We start from the raw sequence: 21,118 nt of genomic DNA on the forward strand, positions 1-21,118 counted from the left end.
CTATTGCCCCAGAATTTCCCTCGCCCGTCCGCAATCCTTTTCCATTTGCGCGGTCAGCGCCTCGAGCGTGTCGAATTTGCCCTCGGGTCGGAGGAATTCGACCAGCTCGACCTCGACGCACTGGTCGTAGAGATCCTCGGCAAAATCGAAGAAATACGGTTCGAGCAATTCCTTGGGCGGGTCGAAGCTCGGGCGGATGCCGAGATTGGCGGCGCCGTCTATAACGCGGCCGTCGGCCAATTGCCCGCGCACCGCGTAAATGCCGTAGCGCGGACGCAGATAGCTGCCCATGTCGATATTGGCGGTCGGATAGCCGATCTCGCGGCCGCGCTTGTCGCCGTGAATGACGATGCCTTCGATCGCGAAGGGGCGCGTCAGCAGGTGCGTTGCCGCGGCGCAGTCACCGGCTTTCAGGGCATCGCGAATGCGGCTTGAGCTGACCGGCTGGCCTGCGTCGAACACCGGCGCAACCGCGCGCGCCTCGATGCCGTGCTGCGCGCCGGTTTCGCGCAGGACATCGACGGTGCCGCCGCGCTTGTGCCCGAAGGTGAAATCCTCGCCGGTGACGACGCCTGCCGCGCCAAGCGCTTCGCCGAGCCAGTCGCCGATAAAGTCGTCCGCCGAAACATTGGCCAGCGCATCGCCGAAGTGGAAGACGTACATTGCATCGGCCCCCGCCGCGCCGAACAGGCGCTGGCGCTGGTCGAGACTGGTCAGGCGGAAGGGCGGGACGTGCGGCGCGAAATGGCGCACCGGATGCGGGTCGAAGGTCGCGATGATCGCGGGGCGATCGTCCTCGCGGGCCCAGTCGATCGCCGCACCCGCGACCGCCTGATGACCGAGGTGAAAGCCGTCGAAATTGCCCAGCGCGACGATCCCGCCACGCAAGTTCTCAGGTATTGGACCCGTGCTGTCGAGGCGGATCGCGCTCACGTCCTGGCGCTCGCCTTCCGGACCAGTGTGATGAACGAGAAGGCAGGGCGACCGTCGCTGGCGGGATGGTCTTCGCGCGCGATCTCTTTCCAGTCGGCGGGGTCGGGCAGGTCGATCGCGGCATCGCCCGCGATGTCGTCGGCAACGTGCGTCAGTTCGATCCGGTCGGCGCGATCGAGAAAGGCGCGATAGATTTCGGCACCGCCGATCACCGCGATGTGCGGCGCGTTGGCGATGCGGACCGCCTCGGCAACGCTGCCGGCACGCTCGGCGCCGTCTTCGCTCCAGTTCGCATCGCGCGTCAGGACGATGTGCCGGCGCCCGTCGAGCAGGCCGGGCAGGCTGTCGAAGGTCTTGCGCCCCATGACCATCGGCAGGCCCATGGTGAGGCGCTTGAAGCGGCGCAGGTCGGCGGGCAGGTGCCACGGCAGCTTGCCGTCTCGGCCGATCGTGCCGTTGGCGGCGCGCGCGATGATCAGGACGATCTCGGGATGGTTCACGGTGCGTCCTTGTGCGGCGTCACACGCGTGACATGGCCCATCTTGCGGCCGGGCTTGATCTCTGCCTTGCCGTAGAGATGGAGATGGTTGGTCGGCTCGGCGAGCAAGGCGGGCCAGCGATTGGCGTCGTCGCCGATCAGATTGTGCATCTCGACCCCGGCGCCGGTCAGCGCGGTCGATCCCAGCGGCAGGCCGCAGATCGCTCGGATATGGTTTTCGAACTGGCTGGTGACCGCGCCCTCGATCGTCCAGTGGCCGCTGTTATGGACGCGCGGGGCCATCTCGTTGAACACCGGCCCGTCTTCATGGCCAAAGAATTCGCAGGTCAGCACGCCGACATAATCGAGCGCGTCGGCGATCGCCTGGGCCGCGGCGCGGGCGCGCGGCTGCTGCGCCACGACGATGTCGGGGGCGGGGAGGCTCGACGTGGCGAGGATGCCGTCGACATGGACGTTGTGCGGACTGTCCCAGAAGACGCAGCTGCCGTCCTCGCCGCGCGCGAGGACGACCGAATATTCGCACGAAAAGTCGACAAAGCCTTCGAGCACGCATTCGGTCTCGCCGAGCTCGCGCCATGCCGCGGCGAGTGCGTCGCTATCGGCGATCCGCGCCTGCCCCTTGCCGTCATAGCCGAGCCGGTTGGTCTTGAGGATCGCCGGCAGGCCGGTCTCGGGAATCGCGGCGGCGCAATCGTCGGCGCCAGCGATCACGGCGAACGGTGCGGTGGCGATGCCGAGGCCTTGCGCGAAGCGTTTTTCCGCCAGCCGGTCCTGGCCGATCGCGAGCGCGCGCTCGCCGGGCCGGACGGGGCAGGTCCGCGCCAGCGTTTCGAGCGCTTCGGCGGGGACGTTTTCGAATTCCATCGTGACGAGATCGACCGTCTCGGCGAAGCGTGCCAGCGCCTCGGTGTCGTCATACGCCGCGCGGGTAAAGGCCGAGGCGACATCGCAGGCGGGGCCGCTGGCGGGCGCGAAAACGTGGATGCGATAGCCCAGTTGCGCCGCGGCGGCGCCGAGCATCCGGCCGAGCTGACCGCCGCCAAGGATGCCGATCGTCGAACCCGGCGCTGTCAGGGGCATTCGCGCATGCTCATTCCGGTTGGTCCGCAACGGCGTCGGTCTGTGCCTGGCGCCAGTCCTTGAGCCGCCCGGCGAGCGCATCGTCGTTGGTCGCTAGGATCGCGGCGGCGAGCAGGGCGGCGTTGGTCGCCCCCGCTTCGCCGATCGCCAGCGTGCCGACGGGAATCCCTGCGGGCATCTGGACGATGCTGAGCAGGCTATCCATGCCCGACAGCGCCTTCGACTGGACCGGCACGCCGAGGACGGGAAGCCAGGTCATCGATGCGATCATGCCGGGCAGGTGCGCCGCGCCGCCGGCACCGGCAATGATGACGCGAATGCCGTTATCGGCCGCAGTCTTGGCGAAATCGGCCATGCGATCGGGTGTGCGGTGCGCCGATACGATGCGCGTTTCGTGCGCGATGCCGAGCGTATCGAGCACTTCGGCAGCGCATTTCATGGTCGGCCAGTCGGACCGGCTACCCATTACGATACTGACGCTCGCGGCCGTTTCGACCATCGTCTGCCCCTTAGTCCGCGGCCGTTCGATCGACCGATATGCAAGCGCTCTAGCGATGATTGGGGCGCGCCGCAATCGGCTCTGGCACCCGCCGTGTGGACGCCGTTGTGCGGCGAGCAAGTCTCCGTTGGCGGGAGTAAATTCCCATTAAACATTTATTTTGCTAAGTCTTTTTGCCTTAACTGCCGTAACTGTGGCGTAGGACATGGGGAGTGATAGCGGTGACGGGGACACAGCGAACCGATGGCGCGGCAGACACCGCCGCCGACGCGACACTTGAACAGCGGCTCAGCGTGCTCGAGCGCGAGAACCGGGCGCTGCGCCTCGCGGTCGCCGAACTCGAGCGCATCTCGGAGCGCGACACGCTGACGCCGCTCTACAACCGCCGCTATTTCCTCGCCGCGCTCGACGCCGCGATTTCGCGCGCGAGCCGCTATGGCGACGAGGCCACTCTGGTCTTTTGCGACGTCAACCGACTGAAGGAAATCAACGACAACCATGGCCATGCAGCAGGCGATTTCGCGCTGATCCGGCTCGCCGAACGGCTGGCCGGGGCGGTGCGATCGACCGACACGATCGCCCGGCTTGGCGGCGACGAGTTCGGCATCATCCTTGAAAAGACCGGGCCCGATGCGGCGCGCGACAAGATCGTGGCGCTGGCCTGCGCGCTCGACGAGCAATGCAAATATGGCAAGAGCCTGATCCCGCTATCGGCCGCGTTCGGCATCGCCGCGATCCGACCAGGGGTCGACAGCGACGCGCTGCTCGAAGAGGCCGATCGCAACATGTACGTCGCCAAGAGCGACCACAAAGCCGCGCGGCATGGTTAACCGTTGATTGTCAAAACTCTGAAATTACTGGAAACAATCTTCCCTGGCCTCGTTGTCTCTCATACGAGGCCTCGCCTGCGGGCCAGAATCGCAGGAAACCCGGAAACATATTATGCCGCATAATTCCGAAAAGAGCCCGATGATCGGCACCGCCGCTGCGGCAACGCCCGAGGGCGATCAGCGCTTCGTCGACATCGATGCGCAGTCGCTCGATGTCGTCAGGCAGATATTGCGCGCCTCGGGCGATAGCGCGCTGGCGCGATCGTATACGCCGTCGTGCTGGACGCCGGGCAAGGGCTGACCGCCGAACCTGCAACATCCTCCCTGCGATATGCTGCGCGATCGCGTGATCGCTCGCAATCGGCGCCATAATCCCTAGATGGGGACGCTATGTCGCCGCCATTCACCATCTCCGCCCAGACCGCCAGCCGTGCCGATGCGCCGGTATGGCCGACGCTCGCGCGGTTCCTGCCCTATCTCTGGCCAGCCGATGCGCCCGGCCAGCGTGTCCGGATCGTCGGCGCGGGGCTGCTGGTCGCCGCGTCGAAGGCGATCCAGCTGTCGATGGGCTTCGTCTATGGCGCCGCGATCGACCGGATGCAGCCGGGACTCGAACCCGGCGTCGCCATCGCGATCGGGCTGGTCATCGCCTATGCCGGCGCGCGCTTTTCGGGCGTCCTGTTCGACAATCTGCGCAACGTCGTGTTCGAACGCGTCGGCCAGCAGGCGACGCGCCACCTGGCCCAGTCGGTCTTTGCGCATCTCCATGCGTTGAGCCTGCGATTCCACCTGTCGCGGCGCACCGGCGAGGTCACAAAGGTCATCGAACGCGGCACGCGGAGCATCGACACGATGCTTTATTTCCTGCTGTTCAACATCGCCCCGACGATTGTCGAGCTGATCGCGGTACTCGTCATTTTCTGGCTCAAGTTCAGCATCTGGCTGGCGCTTGCGACTCTGGCGATGGTCGCCGTCTATATCTTCTTCACGCGCAAGGTGACCGACTGGCGCAACGCGCTGCGTGCGCAGATGAACGACCTCGACACGCTGACCGTATCGCGTTCGGTCGATAGCCTGCTCAACTATGAGACGGTCAAGTATTTCAACGCCGAGGCGCGCGAAATCGAGCGCTACGGGACGACCGCGCAAAGCTATGCCGACGCCGCGGTCAAATCGGAAAACTCGCTGTCGATCCTCAATATCGGCCAGTCGCTGATCACCAACGCGATGATGGCGGGCGCGATGGGCTTTACCGTCTGGGGCTGGAGCAAGGGCATGTTCGCGGTCGGCGACGTCGTCCTCGTCAATACGCTGCTCGCCCAGCTGTTTCGCCCGCTCGACCTGCTCGGCATGGTCTATCGCATGATCCGCCAGGGGATCATCGACATGGATGCAATGTTCAGCCTCGTCGATCGTGCGCCCGAGATTGTCGACGCCCCCGACGCGCCGCCGCTCGCGGTCGATCATGGCGCGATCGCCTTCGAAGGCGTGACCTTCGGCTATGACGACGATCGCACGATCCTCGACGACGTCTCGTTCTCGGTCCCGGCGGGTTCGACGCTGGCGATTGTCGGCCCGTCGGGCAGCGGAAAATCGACGATCGCGCGGCTGTTGTTCCGTTTCTACGATCCGCAAGCCGGGCGAATCGCGATCGATGGGCAGGACATTGCGGGCGTGAGGCAGGCCAGCCTGCGCGCGGCGATCGGCATCGTCCCGCAGGACACCGTGCTGTTCAACGACACGATCGGTTACAACATTGCCTATGGCCGCGAAGGCGCCGGCCAGGACGAGGTCGTTGCGGCGGCCGAGGGCGCGTCGATCGCCGACTTCATCGCGTTGTTGCCCGACGGCTACGACACGCAGGTCGGCGAACGCGGACTGAAACTGTCGGGCGGCGAGAAACAGCGCGTCGCGATCGCCCGCACTTTGCTCAAGGATCCGCCGATCGTCGTCCTCGACGAGGCGACCAGCGCGCTCGATTCGCGTACCGAGGCGGGGATTCTCGACACGCTCGATCGCGTCGCGCGGCGCCGGACGACGATCACCATCGCGCACCGGCTGTCGACGATCGTCGATGCCGACGCGATCCTGGTTCTCGACGCCGGGCGGATCGTCGAACGCGGCAGCCATCGCGAGCTGCTAACCGCGAACGGCCTCTATGCCGAAATGTGGCAACGCCAGGCGCAGGAACGCGAAAAGGGCGAACTGGTCGCCTGATCGCGCTTTTCCATCGCACTGACCGCAAATCCCCACTTGCATTGCCGCCGCGATCCCCCAGAGTCGAGCGATGCTGCGCCAATATGAACTGATCGAGAAGGTCAAAAGCTACGACCCCGACGCCGACGAGGCGCTGATCAACCGCGCCTATGTCTTTTCGGTGCAAAAGCACGGCTCGCAGAAGCGCGCATCGGGCGATCCGTATTTCAGTCATCCGGTCGAGGTCGCGGGAATCCTCACCGAACTGAAGCTCGACGACCAGAGCGTCGTCACCGCGCTGCTCCACGACACGCTCGAGGACACGATCGCGACTCCGCAAGAGATCGAGAGCAATTTCGGCCCCGAAATCGCCCGGCTGGTCGACGGCGTCACCAAGCTTTCGGCAATCGAGGCGCAGGAGATTTCGGCCACCAGCGACAGCGAAAAGGCCGCCGAGAACCTGCGCAAGTTCCTCCTCGCGATGTCCGACGACATCCGCGTGCTGCTCGTCAAGCTGGCCGACCGGCTGCACAACATGCGCACGCTGCATTATATTCCCAAGGAGGAAAAGCGGCGGCGTATCGCCAAGGAGACGATGGACATCTACGCGCCGCTCGCCGAGCGGATCGGGCTCTACGAGTTCATGCGCGAGATGCAGTTGCTGGCGTTTCGCGAGCTCGAGCCCGACGGCTATGAGACCGTCTGCGCGCGGCTCAAAAAGCTGACCGAGGGCGGCGCCAAGAAGGTCGAGAAGATCGCCAAGGCGATCGGCAAGGTGCTTGAGGAAGGCGGCGTCGAGGCCGAGGTGTCGGGGCGCGAAAAGCATCCCTATTCGATCTGGAAGAAGATGCAGGAACGCCATGTCGCGTTCGAACAGCTGACCGATATCATCGCCTTTCGCGTGATCACCAAGAGCCCCGAAGACTGCTATCGCGCGATGGGCGTGCTCCACCGACACTGGAAAATGGTCCCCGGCCGCTTCAAGGACTATATTTCGACGCCCAAGCGCAACGGTTACAAGTCGCTCCACACGACGCTGATCACGCGCGAGAACATGCGCGTCGAAATCCAGATCCGCGACGAAAAGATGCACCGCGAGGGCGAGTTCGGTCTCGCCGCGCACTGGGCCTACAAGCGCGACGGCGAAAAGCCCGACGGCCAGGCGGGGTGGATCCGCGATCTCATCGAGATTCTCGACCAGACGCAGGATGCCGACGAGCTGCTCGAGCACACCAAGATGGCGATGTACCAGGATCGTATCTTTGCCTTCACCCCCAAGGGCGCGCTGCACCAGCTGCCGAAGGGCGCGACGCCGGTCGATTTCGCCTATGACGTCCACACCGACCTTGGCGACCAGACCGTCGGGGCAAAGGTCAACGGGCGCATCGCCCCGTTACGCACGCTGCTGCAGAACGGCGACATCGTCGAAATCCTGGTTTCGGAAAACCAGGTTCCGCAGGCCGGCTGGCTCAGCTTCGTCGTCACCGGCAAGGCGCGCTCGGCGATCCGTCGCCATATCCGCTCGAAGGAGCGCGTCGAGATCATCGCGATCGGGCGCAAGCTGTACGAGGATATCATCGACCGGATTCCTGCGCGGATCGGCAAGAAGGCCGAGGCGGCCGCACGCGAACGGCTCAAGGTCGACGATGCCGCCGCGCTGCATTACGGCATCGGCAAGCACCAGTTCAGCGACGAACAGGTGATGGAAGCGCTCGTTCCGGGCATCCTCAACGACAAGAATATTGCCAAGCGCCCGTCGCGCCGTGGCTCGGCGATCTCGATCAAGGGCCTGTCGGCGGGGGTCGGCTTCGGCCTTGCCGAATGCTGCCACCCGTTGCCGGGCGACCGCATCGTCGGACTGCGCCGTGAGGGCGAGGGGATCCAGGTCCACGCGATCGACTGCGATGTCCTCGCCAATGGCGACGATGCCGACTGGGTCGATCTGAGCTGGTCGGAGGATTCGGAAGGCGGCACCGCGCGCCTCAGCGTCGTGATGCGCAACGAGCCGGGCATGCTGGCCGAGGTTTCGACGATCTTCGCGCTCAACAACGCCAACATCATCAACCTGCGCCTGACCAACCGCGAAGGCGATTTCCACACCTTTGCGATCGACCTCGAGGTCGACGACATCCATCACCTGATGCGGATATTGTCGGCGCTTCGCGCGTCCGACGCGGTGGCGCAGGCCGAGCGCGCCTGACCCGATCGAGGACCGCCAGCGCGGCTCAGTCGCGCATCGGTGCACCGTGTTCGCAGCTGATATTGCCGGTGCCCTTGCCGACCACGGTGCACGGCGCATCGCCGAACACCTCGATCCGGCCGATGCCGCGCGAAGCCAGCTTGGCCGTGCGGCTGGCGGTAAAGCTGCTTGCCGCCGAACCCGAACTGGCGAGCGTCAGGGTGAGCGCGGCGAGGTCGCGCGCGTCGAGCCGGCCCGATCCGTTGACCGAGGCCGACAGGTCGCGAGTCTCTCCCGCGAGCCGCATCGTTCCGGCGCCATTGAGGCTGGCGATCAGCGTGTCGGTGGTGATGTCCTCGGTCTCGAGCCGGCCGGGGCCGTCGAGCGCGACGAACAGGCTGGGGCTGTCGAGCCCGCGCAGCGTCAGCGATCCGCCGCCGGTCAGCGTGGCGCCCTTGAGGCCCTGGCTGGCAATCTTGATCGTTACCGGGGCGAGCGTTCCGTCGTTGCTGCCCCAACGGCCGAACTGCTTGCGGCGCACAACGAGCTTGCGATCGCGCACCTCGATCTCGAGCATGTCGAGCGCGTCGCGGGTGCCCGATGCGGTGGCGAAGACCCTTCGCCCGTCGGTCACCTCGACGATATAGTCGCCTTCGATCTGGATTGAGTCGAAACTGGTCAGGCCGATGACGCGGTCATCGGCGGTGGCAGGTGCGGCGGCGAGGACGGCGATGCCGAGCGCGACGATGAGCCGGGATATGGTTTTCATCGGGCCATCCTGCACCCGCAGCGATAAAAACAAAGTAAATTCGGGTGAAAGGCGATCGATGACGGTGTCGCCATCGATCGCCCGGGTAGCGCCTTATTTACAATCGACGCTGCCGTTGCCGTTCTTGGTCACGGTGCAGTCGCTGGTGCCGCGCACCGTGACGTCGCCGCTGCCCATCGTCGTTACCTTGGCCTTGCCGGTTGCGCCGATCGCGACATCGCCTGATCCCAGGACCCTGACGGCAAGGTCGCTGGCAACGAGTTCGGGCGCGTCGATATCGCCCGATCCGGCGACATTGATGTCGGTCCTGCCGGCGCTGCCGCTGGCCGAAACATTGCCCGATCCGGCGATATTGATCGAGGTTTCGCGGGCATCGAGTGTGCCGCCCTTGAGATCACCCGAGCCGGCGAGCTTGAACGATACCTTGCGCGCGGCGATCGCGCCGGTCGTCAGTTCGCCCGATCCGGCGACGGTCGCGCGAAAGCTTTCACCGGTCGGCGCGGCGTTCGACAGCGTGCCCGATCCGGCGAGCGTCAGCGCGTCGACGCGCGGCATCGTGACGGTGACGGTCACGCCCTTGCGGCTCTTGCTGCTCGGCCACAGGCTCCAGTCGGACTTGCTCTTCCCGCCGATTTCGAGATCGCCGTCATCGACTTCGATCTTGAGCCTGTCGAGCATGTCCTGCGGGCCCGATGCGGAGACCGCGAAGGCGGCGCCCGGCCGGATCTCGACGCTAAAGGGGCCTGCCAGCGTGACGCTGGTAAAGTCGGTCGCGGCGAAACTGCGTTGGACCGAAGGGGCGGCGGCGCGATCGGCCTGGCTGTTGTCGGCCTGACCGCTCTCGGCATGGCCGCAAGCGGCGAGCGAGAGCGCCGAAAGCGTGGCGATAAGAACATGGCGCATCGATAATCTCCTACTGTGTTGCAATGGCAATACACCATTGCCCACCCGCGATCAATACAAAAGGCCCGCCGCTGCCTTGGGCAGGGCGGGCCATTCGTTCTTGCTCTGAACGCCGGTGTCAGTCGGTCTTTTCGGCGTAATAGAGCGGCGCGTATTCGTTGAGAATCTCGTGGATCTTGGCGAGCGCGGTCTTTTCGTCGGTTTCCTCCATCGCGCCCAGTTCGCGCGCGAGGCGCGACGAGGCGGCTTCGAAGATCTGCCGTTCGGAATAGCTCTGCTCGGGCTGGTCCTCGGCGCGGAACAGGTCGCGCGTCACTTCGGCGATCGACACGAGATCGCCCGAATTGATCTTCGCTTCATATTCCTGGGCGCGGCGCGACCACATCGTGCGCTTGACCTTGGGCTTGGTCTTGAGGACGTCGAGCGCTTCCTTGAGCGTCTTGTTCGACGACAGCTTGCGCATGCCGACGCCTTCGGCCTTGTTGGTCGGAACGCGCAGCGTCATCTTTTCCTTTTCGAAGCGCAGCACGTAAAGCTCGAGCTGCATGCCCGCGATCTCGCTGTTCTGCAGCTCGATGACGCGACCGACACCATGTTTGGGATAGACAACGTAATCGCCAACATCGAACAACAGGTCACTGGCACTCATAGGGTCAACCTTTCAGGGGTAGGGCGACGTAAGGGCCGGTGCAGTGGAGTGCACAAAGCCAAGGCACGGCAGTCAAAATGCCGCAACCCCCGTCGCATGTGATTCCGAAAATCTCCAGCCAAGCGGGCACAAACCCGCGCTTTCGACAATTATATAGCACATTTGCAATAAAATTACAACGGCAAGCATAACTATGGCCGGAGCGAGTTCGATAGGCTCAATTGTGCCCGGAAGTCGGCTCGACGGTCGCGCCGAAAGGTCGGCGAATTAGTCGCCTTCGCCGGGCTCGGGCGAGAAGTATTTCTCGAACTTGTCCTCTTCGCCCTTGTGCTCTTCGGCGTCGGCGGGGGTCTGGCCGCTGTTGGTCGTCACATTGGGCCATTGCGCCGAATAGGTCGTGTTGATCTCGAGCATCTTCTCGAGCCCGGTCTCGGTGTCGGGGAGGATCGCCTCGGCGGGGCATTCGGGTTCGCAGACGCCGCAATCGATGCATTCGCTCGGGTTGATGACGAGCATGTTCTCGCCCTCGTAGAAGCAGTCGACGGGGCAGACCTCGACACAGTCCATGAATTTGCATTTGATGCAGGCTTCGGTGACGACATAGGTCATGGACGGTTCTCTCTCTTGCCTTCGTTGGCGGCGCGCGGCCTGATTGTCAGCGACTGCTATGCGTCCGCGATTCGCGCGTCAATATCGGGCGTCTTGATGCGAATCGTTCGCACGGCTTCAACCGGGTTGAGCAACGCATAATGGCGGCGCGCCTCGTCGGCCGGGCCGCGCCGCGCGGGGATCGCGACGATGCGGATGATACGCACCCCGGTCGGCGTCGGCAGCGTCAGGATATCGCCCGCGCGAACGGGGCGATGCGCGGTGCCGACTCGCTGCCCGTTGATCCTGAGGTGCTGGCTCGCCGCAATCCGCGTCGCCAACGAGCGCGACCGGGCAAGGCGCAGGCAATAGAGCAGGCGGTCGATCCGCAGGCCCCCGGGGATCGCACCCCCAGCGACCGCGACCTCGGCCAGATCAGCGCGAGCGGTCTTTCGGCGCACTCTTGAGCATGTCCTTGAGATCGGCAAACGGATTGGCGGTGGCGCGTGCCGAGCTGGGCGCGGGCTTGGGGCGCGGGGCAGGGCGCGGCGGCGAGGAGGGCCGCGCTTCGGACCCGCGGCGCGGCGGCTTGGCCGCTGCGGCGGGCTTCGCGGGACGCGGGGCTCGGGTGCGGACCGCGGGCGCGCGCAATCCGCGCCAGGTCCAGCGAATGATGCTCTCGACGGGTGTCTTGTCCACGGCTGTCTTGTCGACAGGTGGCTGGTCGGCCGAAGTCGCGGCTTCGGGCTTGGCTTCGCCTTGGCCTTCGTCTTGGCCTTCGCCTTGGCCTTCGGCTGCGACCGATGGTTCGGCTGCAGGTTCGGCGGCGGGGGCCGGCGCGCGTTCGACGCGGCGGAAGCCCATGTCGCGCATCAGCGCCGCATAGGCTTCGGGCCTGAGCCCGAGCGAGGTGGCAAGATCGGTCGGCACGTCGAACTGGCCGGGCGGCAAGCTCTCGGCTTCGCTGGCGGGTTCGACCGTAGCGGTGTCCGGCTTGGTTTCTGTGGGAGCAGCGGCGGCGGGTTCGGCGGGCTTGGCGTCGACTGCCGCCGCCGGGGCTGGCGTTTCGGCGGCCGAGGATTCGTCGGCTTTCGCGTCGGGGGCCGGAGCCGCGGCGGGTGCCGCCGCAGGCCTTGGCGGCTTGGGTGGTTGCGCCTTTACGCGATGGTCGTGCGCCTGGCGGGCGAGCCGCTCGACGAGGTCGATGCGCAGCAGCTGGTCGCCGATGCTGCGGAAACCCGCGACCTGCGCGCCCATGCGCTCATTCGCCTCGCCCGCCGCCATGATGACGATCCCGGCGGCGGGGAGCGGCAGCAGCGGCTTTTCGCGTTGCGCGGCGAGCAAGGCGGCGCGCAGTTCGGCGGCGGCCGGCTTGAGCAACGGCGGCATGAAGACGTCGAGCGTGCCGATGACGAGCTTGAGCGGACGCAGCGCGCCGCGTCCGTCCTTGCCCAGCGCGCGCAATGCGGGCTCGATCCGGGTGCGCGGCAATATCCCGCCGGCATCGACCAATGGCGCAAGCACGGCGCGCAGTTCGGGCGCTGCTTCGGGCGAACGCGACAGCGCGTCGGCGGCAGCGAGCGGGGCGAGCAGGCGCGCGATCTCGGTATCGAGAAATTCGCGCAGCCGCTGTGCGATCGCCGCGGTCTCAGTCTTGTCGAGCGCCGCGACCGATGCGTCGAGACGGATTTCGGGATGGAGCAGGTCGCGGCCCCTGGCCAATGTCGCGACCGCATGGCCGCGCCATGTCAGGCGCGGTGCCTCGCCGGCCTGATACGCCAATGCCATCTCTTCCCTCCCAGCCTGGCCCAGCGCACGTGCGCGGGCCCGCAATTCCTTCGCCAGATGCCGGTCGGCGGCGGCGAGCAACAGTTTGCGGTCGCTTGCCCGAACGCTCGCGTCAACCGAAAAACGAAACCCGGCAAGGCTGCCGATCGGTTCGCCGTCGACGCTGACCGCGCCATCGGCGGCGACGCTGACGGGCAAGGCCGCGGCGCCCTTGCCGAGGTCGCGCAGCAACACCGAGGTGCGCCGGTCGACGAACCGCTGCGTCAGTTTTTCGTGCAGCGCGTCGGACAGGCTCGCCTCGATCTCGCTCGATCGCATGGCCATTTCGGCGGGATCGTCGAGCCAGTCGGCGCGGTGCGCGATATAGGCCCAGGTCCGCACCGCGGCGATGCGCGCGGCAATCGCCTCGATATCGCCCTCGACCGAATCGAGCCGTTCGAGCCGACTGGCATACCAGCCGCGATCGATCGTGCCGTTGCCGCTGCTGCGAAAGCGCCACAATTGCTCGACGGTGCGGGCATGGTGCCACGCGCCGGTCTTCTGGAAATCGGGCAGGCCGCAGACCTCCCACAGGCGCGCGACCAGCGCCGGAGAGGTAGCGCGATCGGCGGCGGCGGAATCGTCGGCGAGCAGCTTGAGGACGGCAAGGTCGGTCGCGAGCGGGGCGGCGCGCAGCTCGCGGCGGCCCGGCGGTGCTTCGAGGTCGGCGATCAGCGTCGCGATATCGTCGAAGCGCGGATCGCTCGAGCGCCAGTAGAGATGTTCGAGCGGGGCGAAACGATGCTCCTCGATCCCCATGATCTCTTCGGGGGTGAAGCCCGGCTTGGCCTCGCCGCCGATCGATCCGAAGCTGCCGTCGCGCTGGTGCCGGCCGGCGCGCCCCGCAATCTGCGCCATTTCGGGCAGCGTCAGGCGGCGCGTCCGCTTGCCGTCGAACTTGGTCAGCCCGGCAAAGGCGACATGGCCGACGTCGAGGTTGAGCCCCATGCCGATCGCGTCGGTGGCGACGAGATAATCGACTTCGCCCGCCTGGAACATCGCTACCTGCGCGTTGCGCGTCCGGGGGCTGAGCGCGCCCATGACGATCGCGGCGCCGCCCTTGAAGCGGCGCAGCGTCTCGGCGATCGCATAGACCTGCTCGGCCGAGAAGGCGACGACGACCGATCGTTTGGGCAGCCGCGCGAGCCGGGCGGGGCCGGCATAGCTCAGCGTCGAAAAGCGCGGGCGGGTAACGATGTCGGCCTCGGGGACCAGTGCCTTGACCAGCGGGCGCAGGCTTTCCGAACCGAGGATCATCGTCTCCTCGCGGCCGCGCGCGTTGAGCAACCGGTCGGTGAAGACATGACCGCGCTCGGGATCGACGCCGAGCTGCGCCTCGTCGATCGCGACGAACGATGCCTTGATATCAACCGGCATCGATTCGGCGGTGCAGAGGAAATAACGCGCCTGCGGCGGCACGATCCGTTCTTCGCCGGTCAGCAGTGCGACCTGGTTGCCACCCTTGATGGCAACGACGCGGTCATAGATCTCGCGCGCCAGCAGGCGCAGCGGAAAGCCGATGATGCCGCTCGAATGGCCGCACAATCGTTCGACCGCGAGATGCGTCTTGCCGGTATTGGTGGGTCCCAGCACGGCGGTCACCGCTGGGCGATCGTAATGTGCCATCCGCATCTGGTCGCAGCTTGATATGCGCGGTGCAACCCGGTTTGCGTGTCCGCCCCTGGTTTATGCGGCTCGTCGCCACCAGTCGTCCACTCATCGCATTTGCGCGCGCTGCAGCAGGCGATTTATTTGACATTAACCTCAACGCCCTACAGATTCTGGATGATTAGCGGGGCATCCATCGGTGGCAGGTTTCTGCGCGCACGGCGCGCACCACACCGGGATGCGCAAGGGGTAGGGTGTGTTCAAGCAGCATGAGCTGAGCTACGGCGGCACTTCGGGTACGGCGACGCTGTCGTTGACCGACGCTATCGTTGCGCCGCTGCGCGACGGCGATACGCTGCCCTGGCGCGACCGCTGGCAGGCGACGATCCACAGCCTCGACCTTGTACCCGATCTCGGTTGCGATATCGGCTCGCGCAGCTGGTGGCGCGGCTTCGCGACGCTTGGCGTGCTGATCCTCTCGGCGGCGGCGACCTTCCCGGGCATGGGCGCCCTGCCTGGCGCGAGCGGCCCGATGCTCGATGCCAACGATTGGGAAATGGCGCGCGCGCAGGCGATCATGCCGCTCGCTTATGGCGGCGATACCGGCCTTCACATGGCCGCCACCGATAGCGTCCAGCCGCTCGCAGCGAGCCCCGAACGCCCGCACATCGAACTCACCGCGACGCTCGGCCAGGGCGACGGCTTCGAACGCGTCCTGTTGCGCTCGGGCGTCGGCGAAGGCGATGCCGCCACGATCGCCAACCTTGTCGCTTCGGCGATGCCGCTGGGCGATCTCGAAGCGGGCACGCAGCTCAACCTGAAACTCGGCCGACGCATGGACAAGGCGCTCGCCCGCCCGGTCGACGCGCTGGCATTGCGCGCGCGCTTCGACCTCAGGCTCGAGATCGAACGGGTCGACGGCGCGCTCACGCTGCACCGCATCCCGATCGCGGTCGATACGACGCCGCTCAGGATTCGCGGCCGCGTCGGCGACAGCCTCTATCGTTCGGCCCGCGCGGCAGGCGCACCGGCCAAGGCGATCGAGGCCTATCTCAAGGTGCTCGCGACACAGCTGTCGGTCGGCCGCGACATCGGTGCCGACGACCAGTTCGACATCATCATCGATTATCGCCGCGCCGAAACGGGCGAGGCCGAAGCGGGCAAGCTGATCTATGCCGGGCTCGATCGCGCCAGCGGCAAGGACCTGCGCATGCTCGCCTGGACGCAGGGCGGCCGCCAGCAATGGTTCGAAGCGTCGGGCGTCGGCCAGTCGCGTCAGGGCATGAGCGCACCGGTCCACGGCCGCCTGTCGTCGCATTTCGGCATGCGCCGCCATCCGATCCTCGGTTATGTCCGGATGCATTCGGGCAATGATTACGGCGCGGCTTATGGCTCGCCGATTTTCGCGGTCACCGACGGCCGCGTCGATTATGCCGGGCGCAAGGGCGGCTACGGCAATTACGTTCGCATCCAGCACGGCGGCGGACTCGGCTCGGGCTATGGCCATATGAGCCGCATCGCGGTGCGCTCGGGCGCTTCGGTCAAACGCGGACAGGTGATCGGCTATGTCGGCAATTCGGGCCTGTCGACCGGACCGCATCTCCATTTCGAAATCTATCGCAACGGTCGACCGGTCGATCCGTCGTCGGTGCGCTATGTCACGCGCGCACAGCTCGAAGGCTCCGCGCTCGCCGCCTTCCGCGCCAAGCTCAACACGGTGACGCGAGTCGCCCCGGGTGCCGCGCTCGCCCCGATGCACATTGCCAAGGCCGCCAACACGGCTCCGCCCAGCGAAGCCGACCGCCTGCCCGGTTGATCGGGGGCCTGGCGCCGACGATGATTGCATGCGCGTGCGCGGCGGCTTAAGTCCGCGCCGATGACCCAGCAATCCTATCCCGCCACCCGCCTGCGCCGGACGCGCGTCTCCGCCTGGAGCCGCGCGCTCCATCGCGAGACCGTCCTGACCCCCGCCGACCTGATCTGGCCGCTGTTCGTCTGCGACGGAGAGGGCGAACAGCCGGTCGCCAGCCTGCCCGGCGTTTCGCGCTGGGGCGTCGCGCAGATCGTCGAGCGCGCCCGCGAAGCGCGCGATCTCGGCATTCCGTGCGTCGCGCTGTTCCCCAACACGCCGCCCGACCGGCGCAGCGCCCATGGCGAAGAGGCGGCCAATCGCGACAATCTGATGTGCCGCGCGATTCGGGCGATCAAGGACGCGCTCGGCGACGAGATCGGTGTACTGACCGACGTCGCGCTCGATCCCTATACCGATCACGGCCAGGACGGGCTGCTCGACGATCATGGCTATGTCGCCAACGACGCAACGGTCGATGCGCTCGTCGCGCAGGCGCTCAACCAGGCCGACGCGGGGGCCGATATCGTCGCCCCGTCGGACATGATGGACGGCCGCATCGGCGCAATCCGTGCGGGGCTCGAAGGTGCGGGCCACCACAACGTCCAGATCATGAGTTACGCGGCCAAATATGCCAGCGCCTTTTACGGCCCGTTCCGCGATGCGGTCGGCTCGTCCGGGCTGCTCAAGGGCGACAAGAAAAGCTACCAGATGGATCCCGCCAACGGGTCCGAGGCGCTGCGCGAGGTCGCCATCGATATCGCCGAAGGTGCCGACAGCGTGATGGTCAAGCCGGGGCTGGCCTATCTCGACATCGTCGCGCGTGTCGGCGAAGCGTTCGACGTGCCCGTCTTCGCTTATTCGGTGTCGGGCGAATATGCGATGATCGAGGCGGCCGCCGCGGCGGGGGCCGGCAACCGCGACGCGCTCGTTCTCGAAACGCTGATGGCCTTCAAGCGCGCGGGCTGCAGCGGCGTGCTGACCTATCATGCGGCGCATGCGGCGAGGTTGCTCCATGGCTGAGTTCCGCCACGAGACCGACCGGTTGATCCTGCGCGACTGGCGTGACGGCGATGCCGATCGCTTTTACGCGCTGCTCAATACCCCGGCGGTGATGCGCTGGCTCGGCGGCGTCCAGGATCGCAGCGTGTTCGACGCGGCGGTGGCGCGGATCGAGGGCTATCGCCGCGATTACGGCCACAGCTTCTGGATCGTCGAGCGCAAGGACGATGGCGGCCACCTGGCGGGCGAAATGCTCGGCTTTTGCGGCCTCAAGCGTTCCAATGTCGAAGGCGAAAAGGTGTTCGGCATGGTCGAGGTCGGCTGGCGCCTGCGCGAGGATGCCTGGGGCCACGGCTATGCGAAGGAAGGCGCGCTCGCCAGCCTCGATCTCGCCTTCACCCGCTTTGCTGCGCAAGAGGTCATCGCGCTGACCGTTGCGGGCAACACGCCGAGCTGGGGCCTGATGGAGCGGCTCGGCATGACGCGCCGCGCCGATCTGGATTTCACCGATCCGCGCTATGGCGCCGAACTCAACCCGACGATCGTCTACGCCATCGATCGCGAGACCTGGGCGGCGCAGCGACAGGAGCAGGCAGGATGACCCATCGGCCCGACGTTTCGATCATCGCGATCCACGGCAAGTCCCCGCGCATCGACGACAGTGCGTTCATTGCGCCGGGCTGTCGCATCATCGGCGATGTCGAGATCGGCCCCGATGTCAGCATCTGGTACAATTGCGTGATGCGCGGCGATGTGAACCGGATTGTCGTCGGCGCGCGCAGCAACATCCAGGACGGCAGCGTGGTCCATTGCGACAGCGCCGACGAGGGCCACCCGCAAGGCTATCCCACGATCATCGGCGAAGATGTCCTGATCGGCCATCTCGCGATGGTCCATGGCTGCGTGCTCGAAGACCGCGCCTTTGTCGGGCTCGGCGCGATCGTCATGTCGGGGGCGCGGATCGAAAGCGACGCGATGCTGGCGGCGGGCGCAATGCTGACCGGCGGCAAGACGATCGCGGCGCGTCAGCTGTGGACCGGGCGCCCCGCCAAATATCTCCGCGACCTGCCCGAGCGGGCGATTGCCGAGATGCGCGCAGGCGTGGCCCATTATGTCGAAAACGGCCGCTATCACCGCGCCGCGCTGGACGAGGGCTGAGCGGAAGCGGCCTGACCCCAGTCCGTCTGGGCTGAGCCTGTCGAAGCTCGGGTGCGTTGGCATGCGGCAGGCCAGGAACACATTACCACCGCCCTTCGATACACGCCTGCGGCGCTACTCAGGACAAGCGGGTTGTGTTTCGATCAGGTCGGTTTTGATCAGGCCCGTTCGAGCGCGGCGAGCAGGCGGTCGATCACTGCCTGCTGCGCTGCCACCATTGTCACGAGCCGGTCGCGTAATACGGTCAGTTCGTCGGTGCCCGCACGCTCCCCCGAATCGGCGCGCGCGATGATCAGCGCATCGGCCTCGGCGAGGGCATCGCTGGCCGGGCCGCGTTCGCTCTCGAGGACCGAAATGGCCGACTGGGCGACAACCCAGGCCTCGCTCGACACCGCCGCGCCGCGGGCGTTGGTGACCGCCGCCTGCGTCGCCGGAAGCGCGGCGTCGAATCGCTGCTGCGCGGCCTCAGCCTGCTCGGCGAGCTGGACGATGCGCGCCGCAAGGTCGGCGGCGGGCGGCGGTGCAGGGGGCAGAGCGACGGCTTCGGGCGGGACGGTGTCGAGCCGGCCTTCGACCGCGCGCGGTCCGAGATCGGGATAGCCGTCATCGCCCGTCGTCGCACAGCCGGCGAGCACGAGCAGCGCGGGACTCGCCAGAGTGCATGAAAGGAGCGTGCGCTTCATCGTGTCCGGCTCTATGGATTCGCGCGGGCCCGGGCAAGCGGGACGAAAGCTGGCGGGTAAAAAACATCGCCAATATCCTCGGCATTCCGCCCGTGATCCATTGACAGCGCGGCATGACGGGGCTAGTTGGCCTGACTTTCCGCGCCCCCGCGACCGATTCTATAACGGGATCGGCCACGCAGTTGCGCGGCAATACTAGTTTTGAATTGGATGGAACCGATGTTCGCAATCGTGCGCACGGGCGGCAAACAGTATCGCGTTGCTGCCGGAGACAAAATCGTCGTTGAGAAGCTTGCCGGAGAGGCAGGCGATTCGATCACGTTCGACGATATCCTGCTCGCCGGCGACGGCGACGAGATGAAATCGACCAAGGGCCTCAAGGTCGGCGCAGAGATCATTGCGCAGGCGAAGGCCGACAAGGTCGTCGTCTTCAAGAAGCGTCGCCGTCACAATTACCGTCGCAAGATGGGCCATCGCCAGCAGCACACGATCCTGAAGATCGTCTCGGTCGGCGATTCGAAGGTCGAGAAGAAGGCAGAGGCGAAAGCCGACGCCAAGCCCGCGACCAAGGCCGAAGCGGCTCCCAAGGCGGAAGCTAAGGCGCCCGCAGCGAAGAAGGCTGCTCCGGCGAAAGCCAAGGCCGACGCCAAGCCTGCCGCGGCCAAGAAGGCTCCGGCCAAAAAGGCCGAGCCCGCCAAGAAGCCTGCTGCCAAGAAGGCCGCACCCAAGAAAGACGCCTGAGACAGCGCATCGCGCCCAGGCAAGAGAGACTAGGAGTAACCGAGCATGGCACATAAAAAAGCAGGCGGTTCGTCACGCAACGGTCGCGATTCGGCGGGCCGTCGCCTTGGCGTGAAGAAGTTCGGTGGCGAAAACGTCATTGGCGGCAACATTATCATGCGCCAGCGCGGCACCAAGGTCTATCCGGGCCGCAATGTCGGCATGGGCAAAGACCACACGCTATTTGCGCTGACCGAAGGTCGCGTCATGTTTCATGACGGCAAGCTGGGACGCAAATTCGTCTCGGTGGAAATGGCCGAAGCCGCACAATAGGACGATTCGATACCGGGATCGTCCACAGGACGACCCGGGATCGTACCGCTGGCACCAAGGCCGGCAGACAATCCTCACCGAGAGGGAGACGGGTCGCCCCGCCTCCCTTTTTTCATGCGCGTCGCCGATGCGCGGGGACCCAAGGCAAAACGAGACTCCCTCTCAGCGCTGTCGCGATCCTGTCACCTGGCGGTGGCACGGGCGCGGCGAGAAGAGGGAGTGAGTGAGATGTTCCACCGGACCGAGCGGCTGTTGCTGCGGCCTGGCTTTGCCGAGGATGCGCCCGAGCTCGCGCGGGCGATCGGCGAGCAGGCCATCGTCCGCAATCTGGCGACCGCGCCCTGGCCCTATGGCGAAGGCGATGCGCGCGCCTTCCTCGCCATCGAACGGCCCGCCTTGCTGCCCAGCTTCGTGCTCGCGCTCAGGACGCGCGGCAGCCCACGAATCGTCGGCATGTGCGGGATCGGCGAGGACCCCGAAGGCGGCGTCGAGCTGGGCTACTGGATCGCGCGGCCCTATTGGGGTCTCGGCTTTGCCACCGAGGCGGCGCGCGCGGTGATCGGGATCGCCCGCGCGACGGGCCTCGCCAATATCCACGCCGGGCATTTCACCGACAATCCCGCCTCGGGCCGCGTTCTCGCCAAGGCTGGCTTTCGCGCTACCGGCCGGATCGAACCGCGCTTCAGCCAGGCGCGCGGCGGCCATGCCGATTGCGTCCTCTATGCACTGGCCGAGGACGAAGGTGCCGGTGGGGATGGCGACGTAGCGATGCCCGATTATCGCGAAAACATTCGCCTGCTGGCGGCCTGATCG

The 21,118-nt window shown here is 66.2% G+C and carries 22 protein-coding genes; 11 read left to right on the forward strand and 11 right to left on the reverse strand.

All coding sequences use genetic code 11. The features are described 5' to 3' along the window. The 4 genes from FSZ31_RS12600 to purE are packed head-to-tail and all read right to left on the reverse strand — an operon-like array spanning position 1 to position 3,011. A complete protein-coding gene (locus FSZ31_RS12600) occupies positions 1-933 on the reverse strand; it encodes a bifunctional riboflavin kinase/FAD synthetase (RefSeq protein ID WP_408021666.1) in 933 nt (310 codons plus the stop codon). Further along, a complete protein-coding gene (locus FSZ31_RS12605) occupies positions 930-1,433 on the reverse strand; it encodes a dihydrofolate reductase (RefSeq protein WP_147123761.1) in 504 nt (167 codons plus the stop codon). The genes FSZ31_RS12600 and FSZ31_RS12605 overlap by 4 nt, the downstream gene beginning before the upstream one ends. Next, positions 1,430-2,512, reverse strand: coding sequence for a 5-(carboxyamino)imidazole ribonucleotide synthase (locus tag FSZ31_RS12610; RefSeq protein WP_147123762.1), 1,083 nt, complete (start codon positions 2,510-2,512; stop codon positions 1,430-1,432). The genes FSZ31_RS12605 and FSZ31_RS12610 overlap by 4 nt, the downstream gene beginning before the upstream one ends. Positions 2,513-2,522: 10 nt before the next feature. Further along, on the reverse strand, positions 2,523-3,011 hold the full coding sequence (purE, locus tag FSZ31_RS12615; protein WP_236643819.1) for a 5-(carboxyamino)imidazole ribonucleotide mutase: 489 nt from the start codon (positions 3,009-3,011) through the stop codon (positions 2,523-2,525). Between the two features lie 221 nt (positions 3,012-3,232). Between purE and FSZ31_RS12620 the strand changes: the two genes are divergently transcribed. The 4 genes from FSZ31_RS12620 (at position 3,233) to FSZ31_RS12635 (ending at position 8,237) form a co-directional block, all read left to right on the forward strand. Then, entirely contained in the window at positions 3,233-3,841 is a 609-nt protein-coding gene (locus FSZ31_RS12620; RefSeq protein WP_161596032.1) for a GGDEF domain-containing protein, read from the forward strand. Positions 3,842-3,953: 112 nt separating this feature from the next. Then, positions 3,954-4,142: a hypothetical protein gene (locus FSZ31_RS12625; protein WP_147123764.1), complete on the forward strand. Its 189-nt coding sequence runs from the start codon at positions 3,954-3,956 to the stop codon at positions 4,140-4,142. 89 nt (positions 4,143-4,231) lie between these two features. Next, entirely contained in the window at positions 4,232-6,058 is a 1,827-nt protein-coding gene (locus FSZ31_RS12630) for an ABCB family ABC transporter ATP-binding protein/permease (RefSeq protein WP_147123765.1), read from the forward strand. A 70-nt stretch (positions 6,059-6,128) separates the two neighbouring features. Next, entirely contained in the window at positions 6,129-8,237 is a 2,109-nt protein-coding gene (locus tag FSZ31_RS12635) for a RelA/SpoT family protein (RefSeq protein WP_147123766.1), read from the forward strand. A 25-nt stretch (positions 8,238-8,262) separates the two neighbouring features. Here the strand turns inward: FSZ31_RS12635 and FSZ31_RS12640 are convergent, their stop codons facing one another. The 6 genes from FSZ31_RS12640 to FSZ31_RS12665 form a co-directional block, all read right to left on the reverse strand. Continuing rightward, positions 8,263-8,985: a GIN domain-containing protein gene (locus tag FSZ31_RS12640; RefSeq protein ID WP_147123767.1), complete on the reverse strand. Its 723-nt coding sequence runs from the start codon at positions 8,983-8,985 to the stop codon at positions 8,263-8,265. Positions 8,986-9,078: 93 nt separating this feature from the next. Continuing rightward, positions 9,079-9,888 (reverse strand): head GIN domain-containing protein, encoded by an 810-nt coding sequence (locus FSZ31_RS12645; protein WP_147123768.1) that lies wholly within the window; start codon positions 9,886-9,888, stop codon positions 9,079-9,081. 118 nt (positions 9,889-10,006) lie between these two features. After that, the gene (locus FSZ31_RS12650) at positions 10,007-10,537 is read right to left on the reverse strand and encodes a CarD family transcriptional regulator (protein ID WP_147123769.1); all 531 of its coding nucleotides are present in this window, start codon (positions 10,535-10,537) and stop codon (positions 10,007-10,009) included. 267 nt (positions 10,538-10,804) lie between these two features. Further along, positions 10,805-11,146 carry a ferredoxin FdxA gene (gene fdxA / locus FSZ31_RS12655; RefSeq protein ID WP_147123770.1) on the reverse strand — a complete coding sequence of 114 codons (342 nt, stop codon included), beginning with the start codon at positions 11,144-11,146 and terminating at the stop codon, positions 10,805-10,807. 56 nt (positions 11,147-11,202) lie between these two features. Further along, positions 11,203-11,586, reverse strand: a complete 384-nt coding sequence (locus tag FSZ31_RS12660; RefSeq protein ID WP_328592404.1) for a S4 domain-containing protein — start codon at positions 11,584-11,586, stop codon at positions 11,203-11,205. Continuing rightward, positions 11,561-14,578 (reverse strand): helicase-related protein, encoded by a 3,018-nt coding sequence (locus tag FSZ31_RS12665; protein WP_147123771.1) that lies wholly within the window; start codon positions 14,576-14,578, stop codon positions 11,561-11,563. Before FSZ31_RS12665 ends, FSZ31_RS12660 begins: the two co-directional genes overlap by 26 nt. 238 nt (positions 14,579-14,816) lie before the next feature. Between FSZ31_RS12665 and FSZ31_RS12670 the strand changes: the two genes are divergently transcribed. From FSZ31_RS12670 to FSZ31_RS12685, 4 genes are read left to right on the forward strand one after another with little or no spacing between them, the layout of a single operon-like run. Next, positions 14,817-16,376, forward strand: coding sequence for a M23 family metallopeptidase (locus FSZ31_RS12670; RefSeq protein WP_236643820.1), 1,560 nt, complete (start codon positions 14,817-14,819; stop codon positions 16,374-16,376). Positions 16,377-16,436: 60 nt separating this feature from the next. After that, a complete protein-coding gene (gene hemB / locus FSZ31_RS12675; protein WP_147123772.1) occupies positions 16,437-17,432 on the forward strand; it encodes a porphobilinogen synthase in 996 nt (331 codons plus the stop codon). Beyond that, positions 17,425-18,012, forward strand: coding sequence for a GNAT family N-acetyltransferase (locus tag FSZ31_RS12680; RefSeq protein ID WP_147123773.1), 588 nt, complete (start codon positions 17,425-17,427; stop codon positions 18,010-18,012). The genes hemB and FSZ31_RS12680 overlap by 8 nt, the downstream gene beginning before the upstream one ends. Next, positions 18,009-18,569 (forward strand): gamma carbonic anhydrase family protein, encoded by a 561-nt coding sequence (locus FSZ31_RS12685; protein ID WP_147123774.1) that lies wholly within the window; start codon positions 18,009-18,011, stop codon positions 18,567-18,569. Before FSZ31_RS12680 ends, FSZ31_RS12685 begins: the two co-directional genes overlap by 4 nt. Positions 18,570-18,727: 158 nt before the next feature. Here FSZ31_RS12685 and FSZ31_RS12690 read toward each other — a convergent pair whose 3' ends face one another. After that, positions 18,728-19,252 (reverse strand): hypothetical protein, encoded by a 525-nt coding sequence (locus tag FSZ31_RS12690; RefSeq protein ID WP_147123775.1) that lies wholly within the window; start codon positions 19,250-19,252, stop codon positions 18,728-18,730. Positions 19,253-19,471: 219 nt separating this feature from the next. Between FSZ31_RS12690 and rplU the strand changes: the two genes are divergently transcribed. The 3 genes from rplU to FSZ31_RS12705 all read left to right on the forward strand — a co-directional run bounded on the left by rplU (position 19,472) and on the right by FSZ31_RS12705 (position 21,115). After that, positions 19,472-19,993 carry a 50S ribosomal protein L21 gene (gene rplU, locus FSZ31_RS12695; protein WP_147123776.1) on the forward strand — a complete coding sequence of 174 codons (522 nt, stop codon included), beginning with the start codon at positions 19,472-19,474 and terminating at the stop codon, positions 19,991-19,993. Positions 19,994-20,038: 45 nt separating this feature from the next. Next, positions 20,039-20,305: a 50S ribosomal protein L27 gene (rpmA, locus tag FSZ31_RS12700; protein WP_147123777.1), complete on the forward strand. Its 267-nt coding sequence runs from the start codon at positions 20,039-20,041 to the stop codon at positions 20,303-20,305. Between the two features lie 228 nt (positions 20,306-20,533). Further along, on the forward strand, positions 20,534-21,115 hold the full coding sequence (locus tag FSZ31_RS12705; RefSeq protein ID WP_147123778.1) for a GNAT family N-acetyltransferase: 582 nt from the start codon (positions 20,534-20,536) through the stop codon (positions 21,113-21,115). Positions 21,116-21,118 lie beyond the last annotated feature (3 nt).

The sequence above is a fragment of the Flavisphingopyxis soli genome, assembly GCF_007995095.1.
Lineage (GTDB): Bacteria > Pseudomonadota > Alphaproteobacteria > Sphingomonadales > Sphingomonadaceae > Flavisphingopyxis > Flavisphingopyxis soli.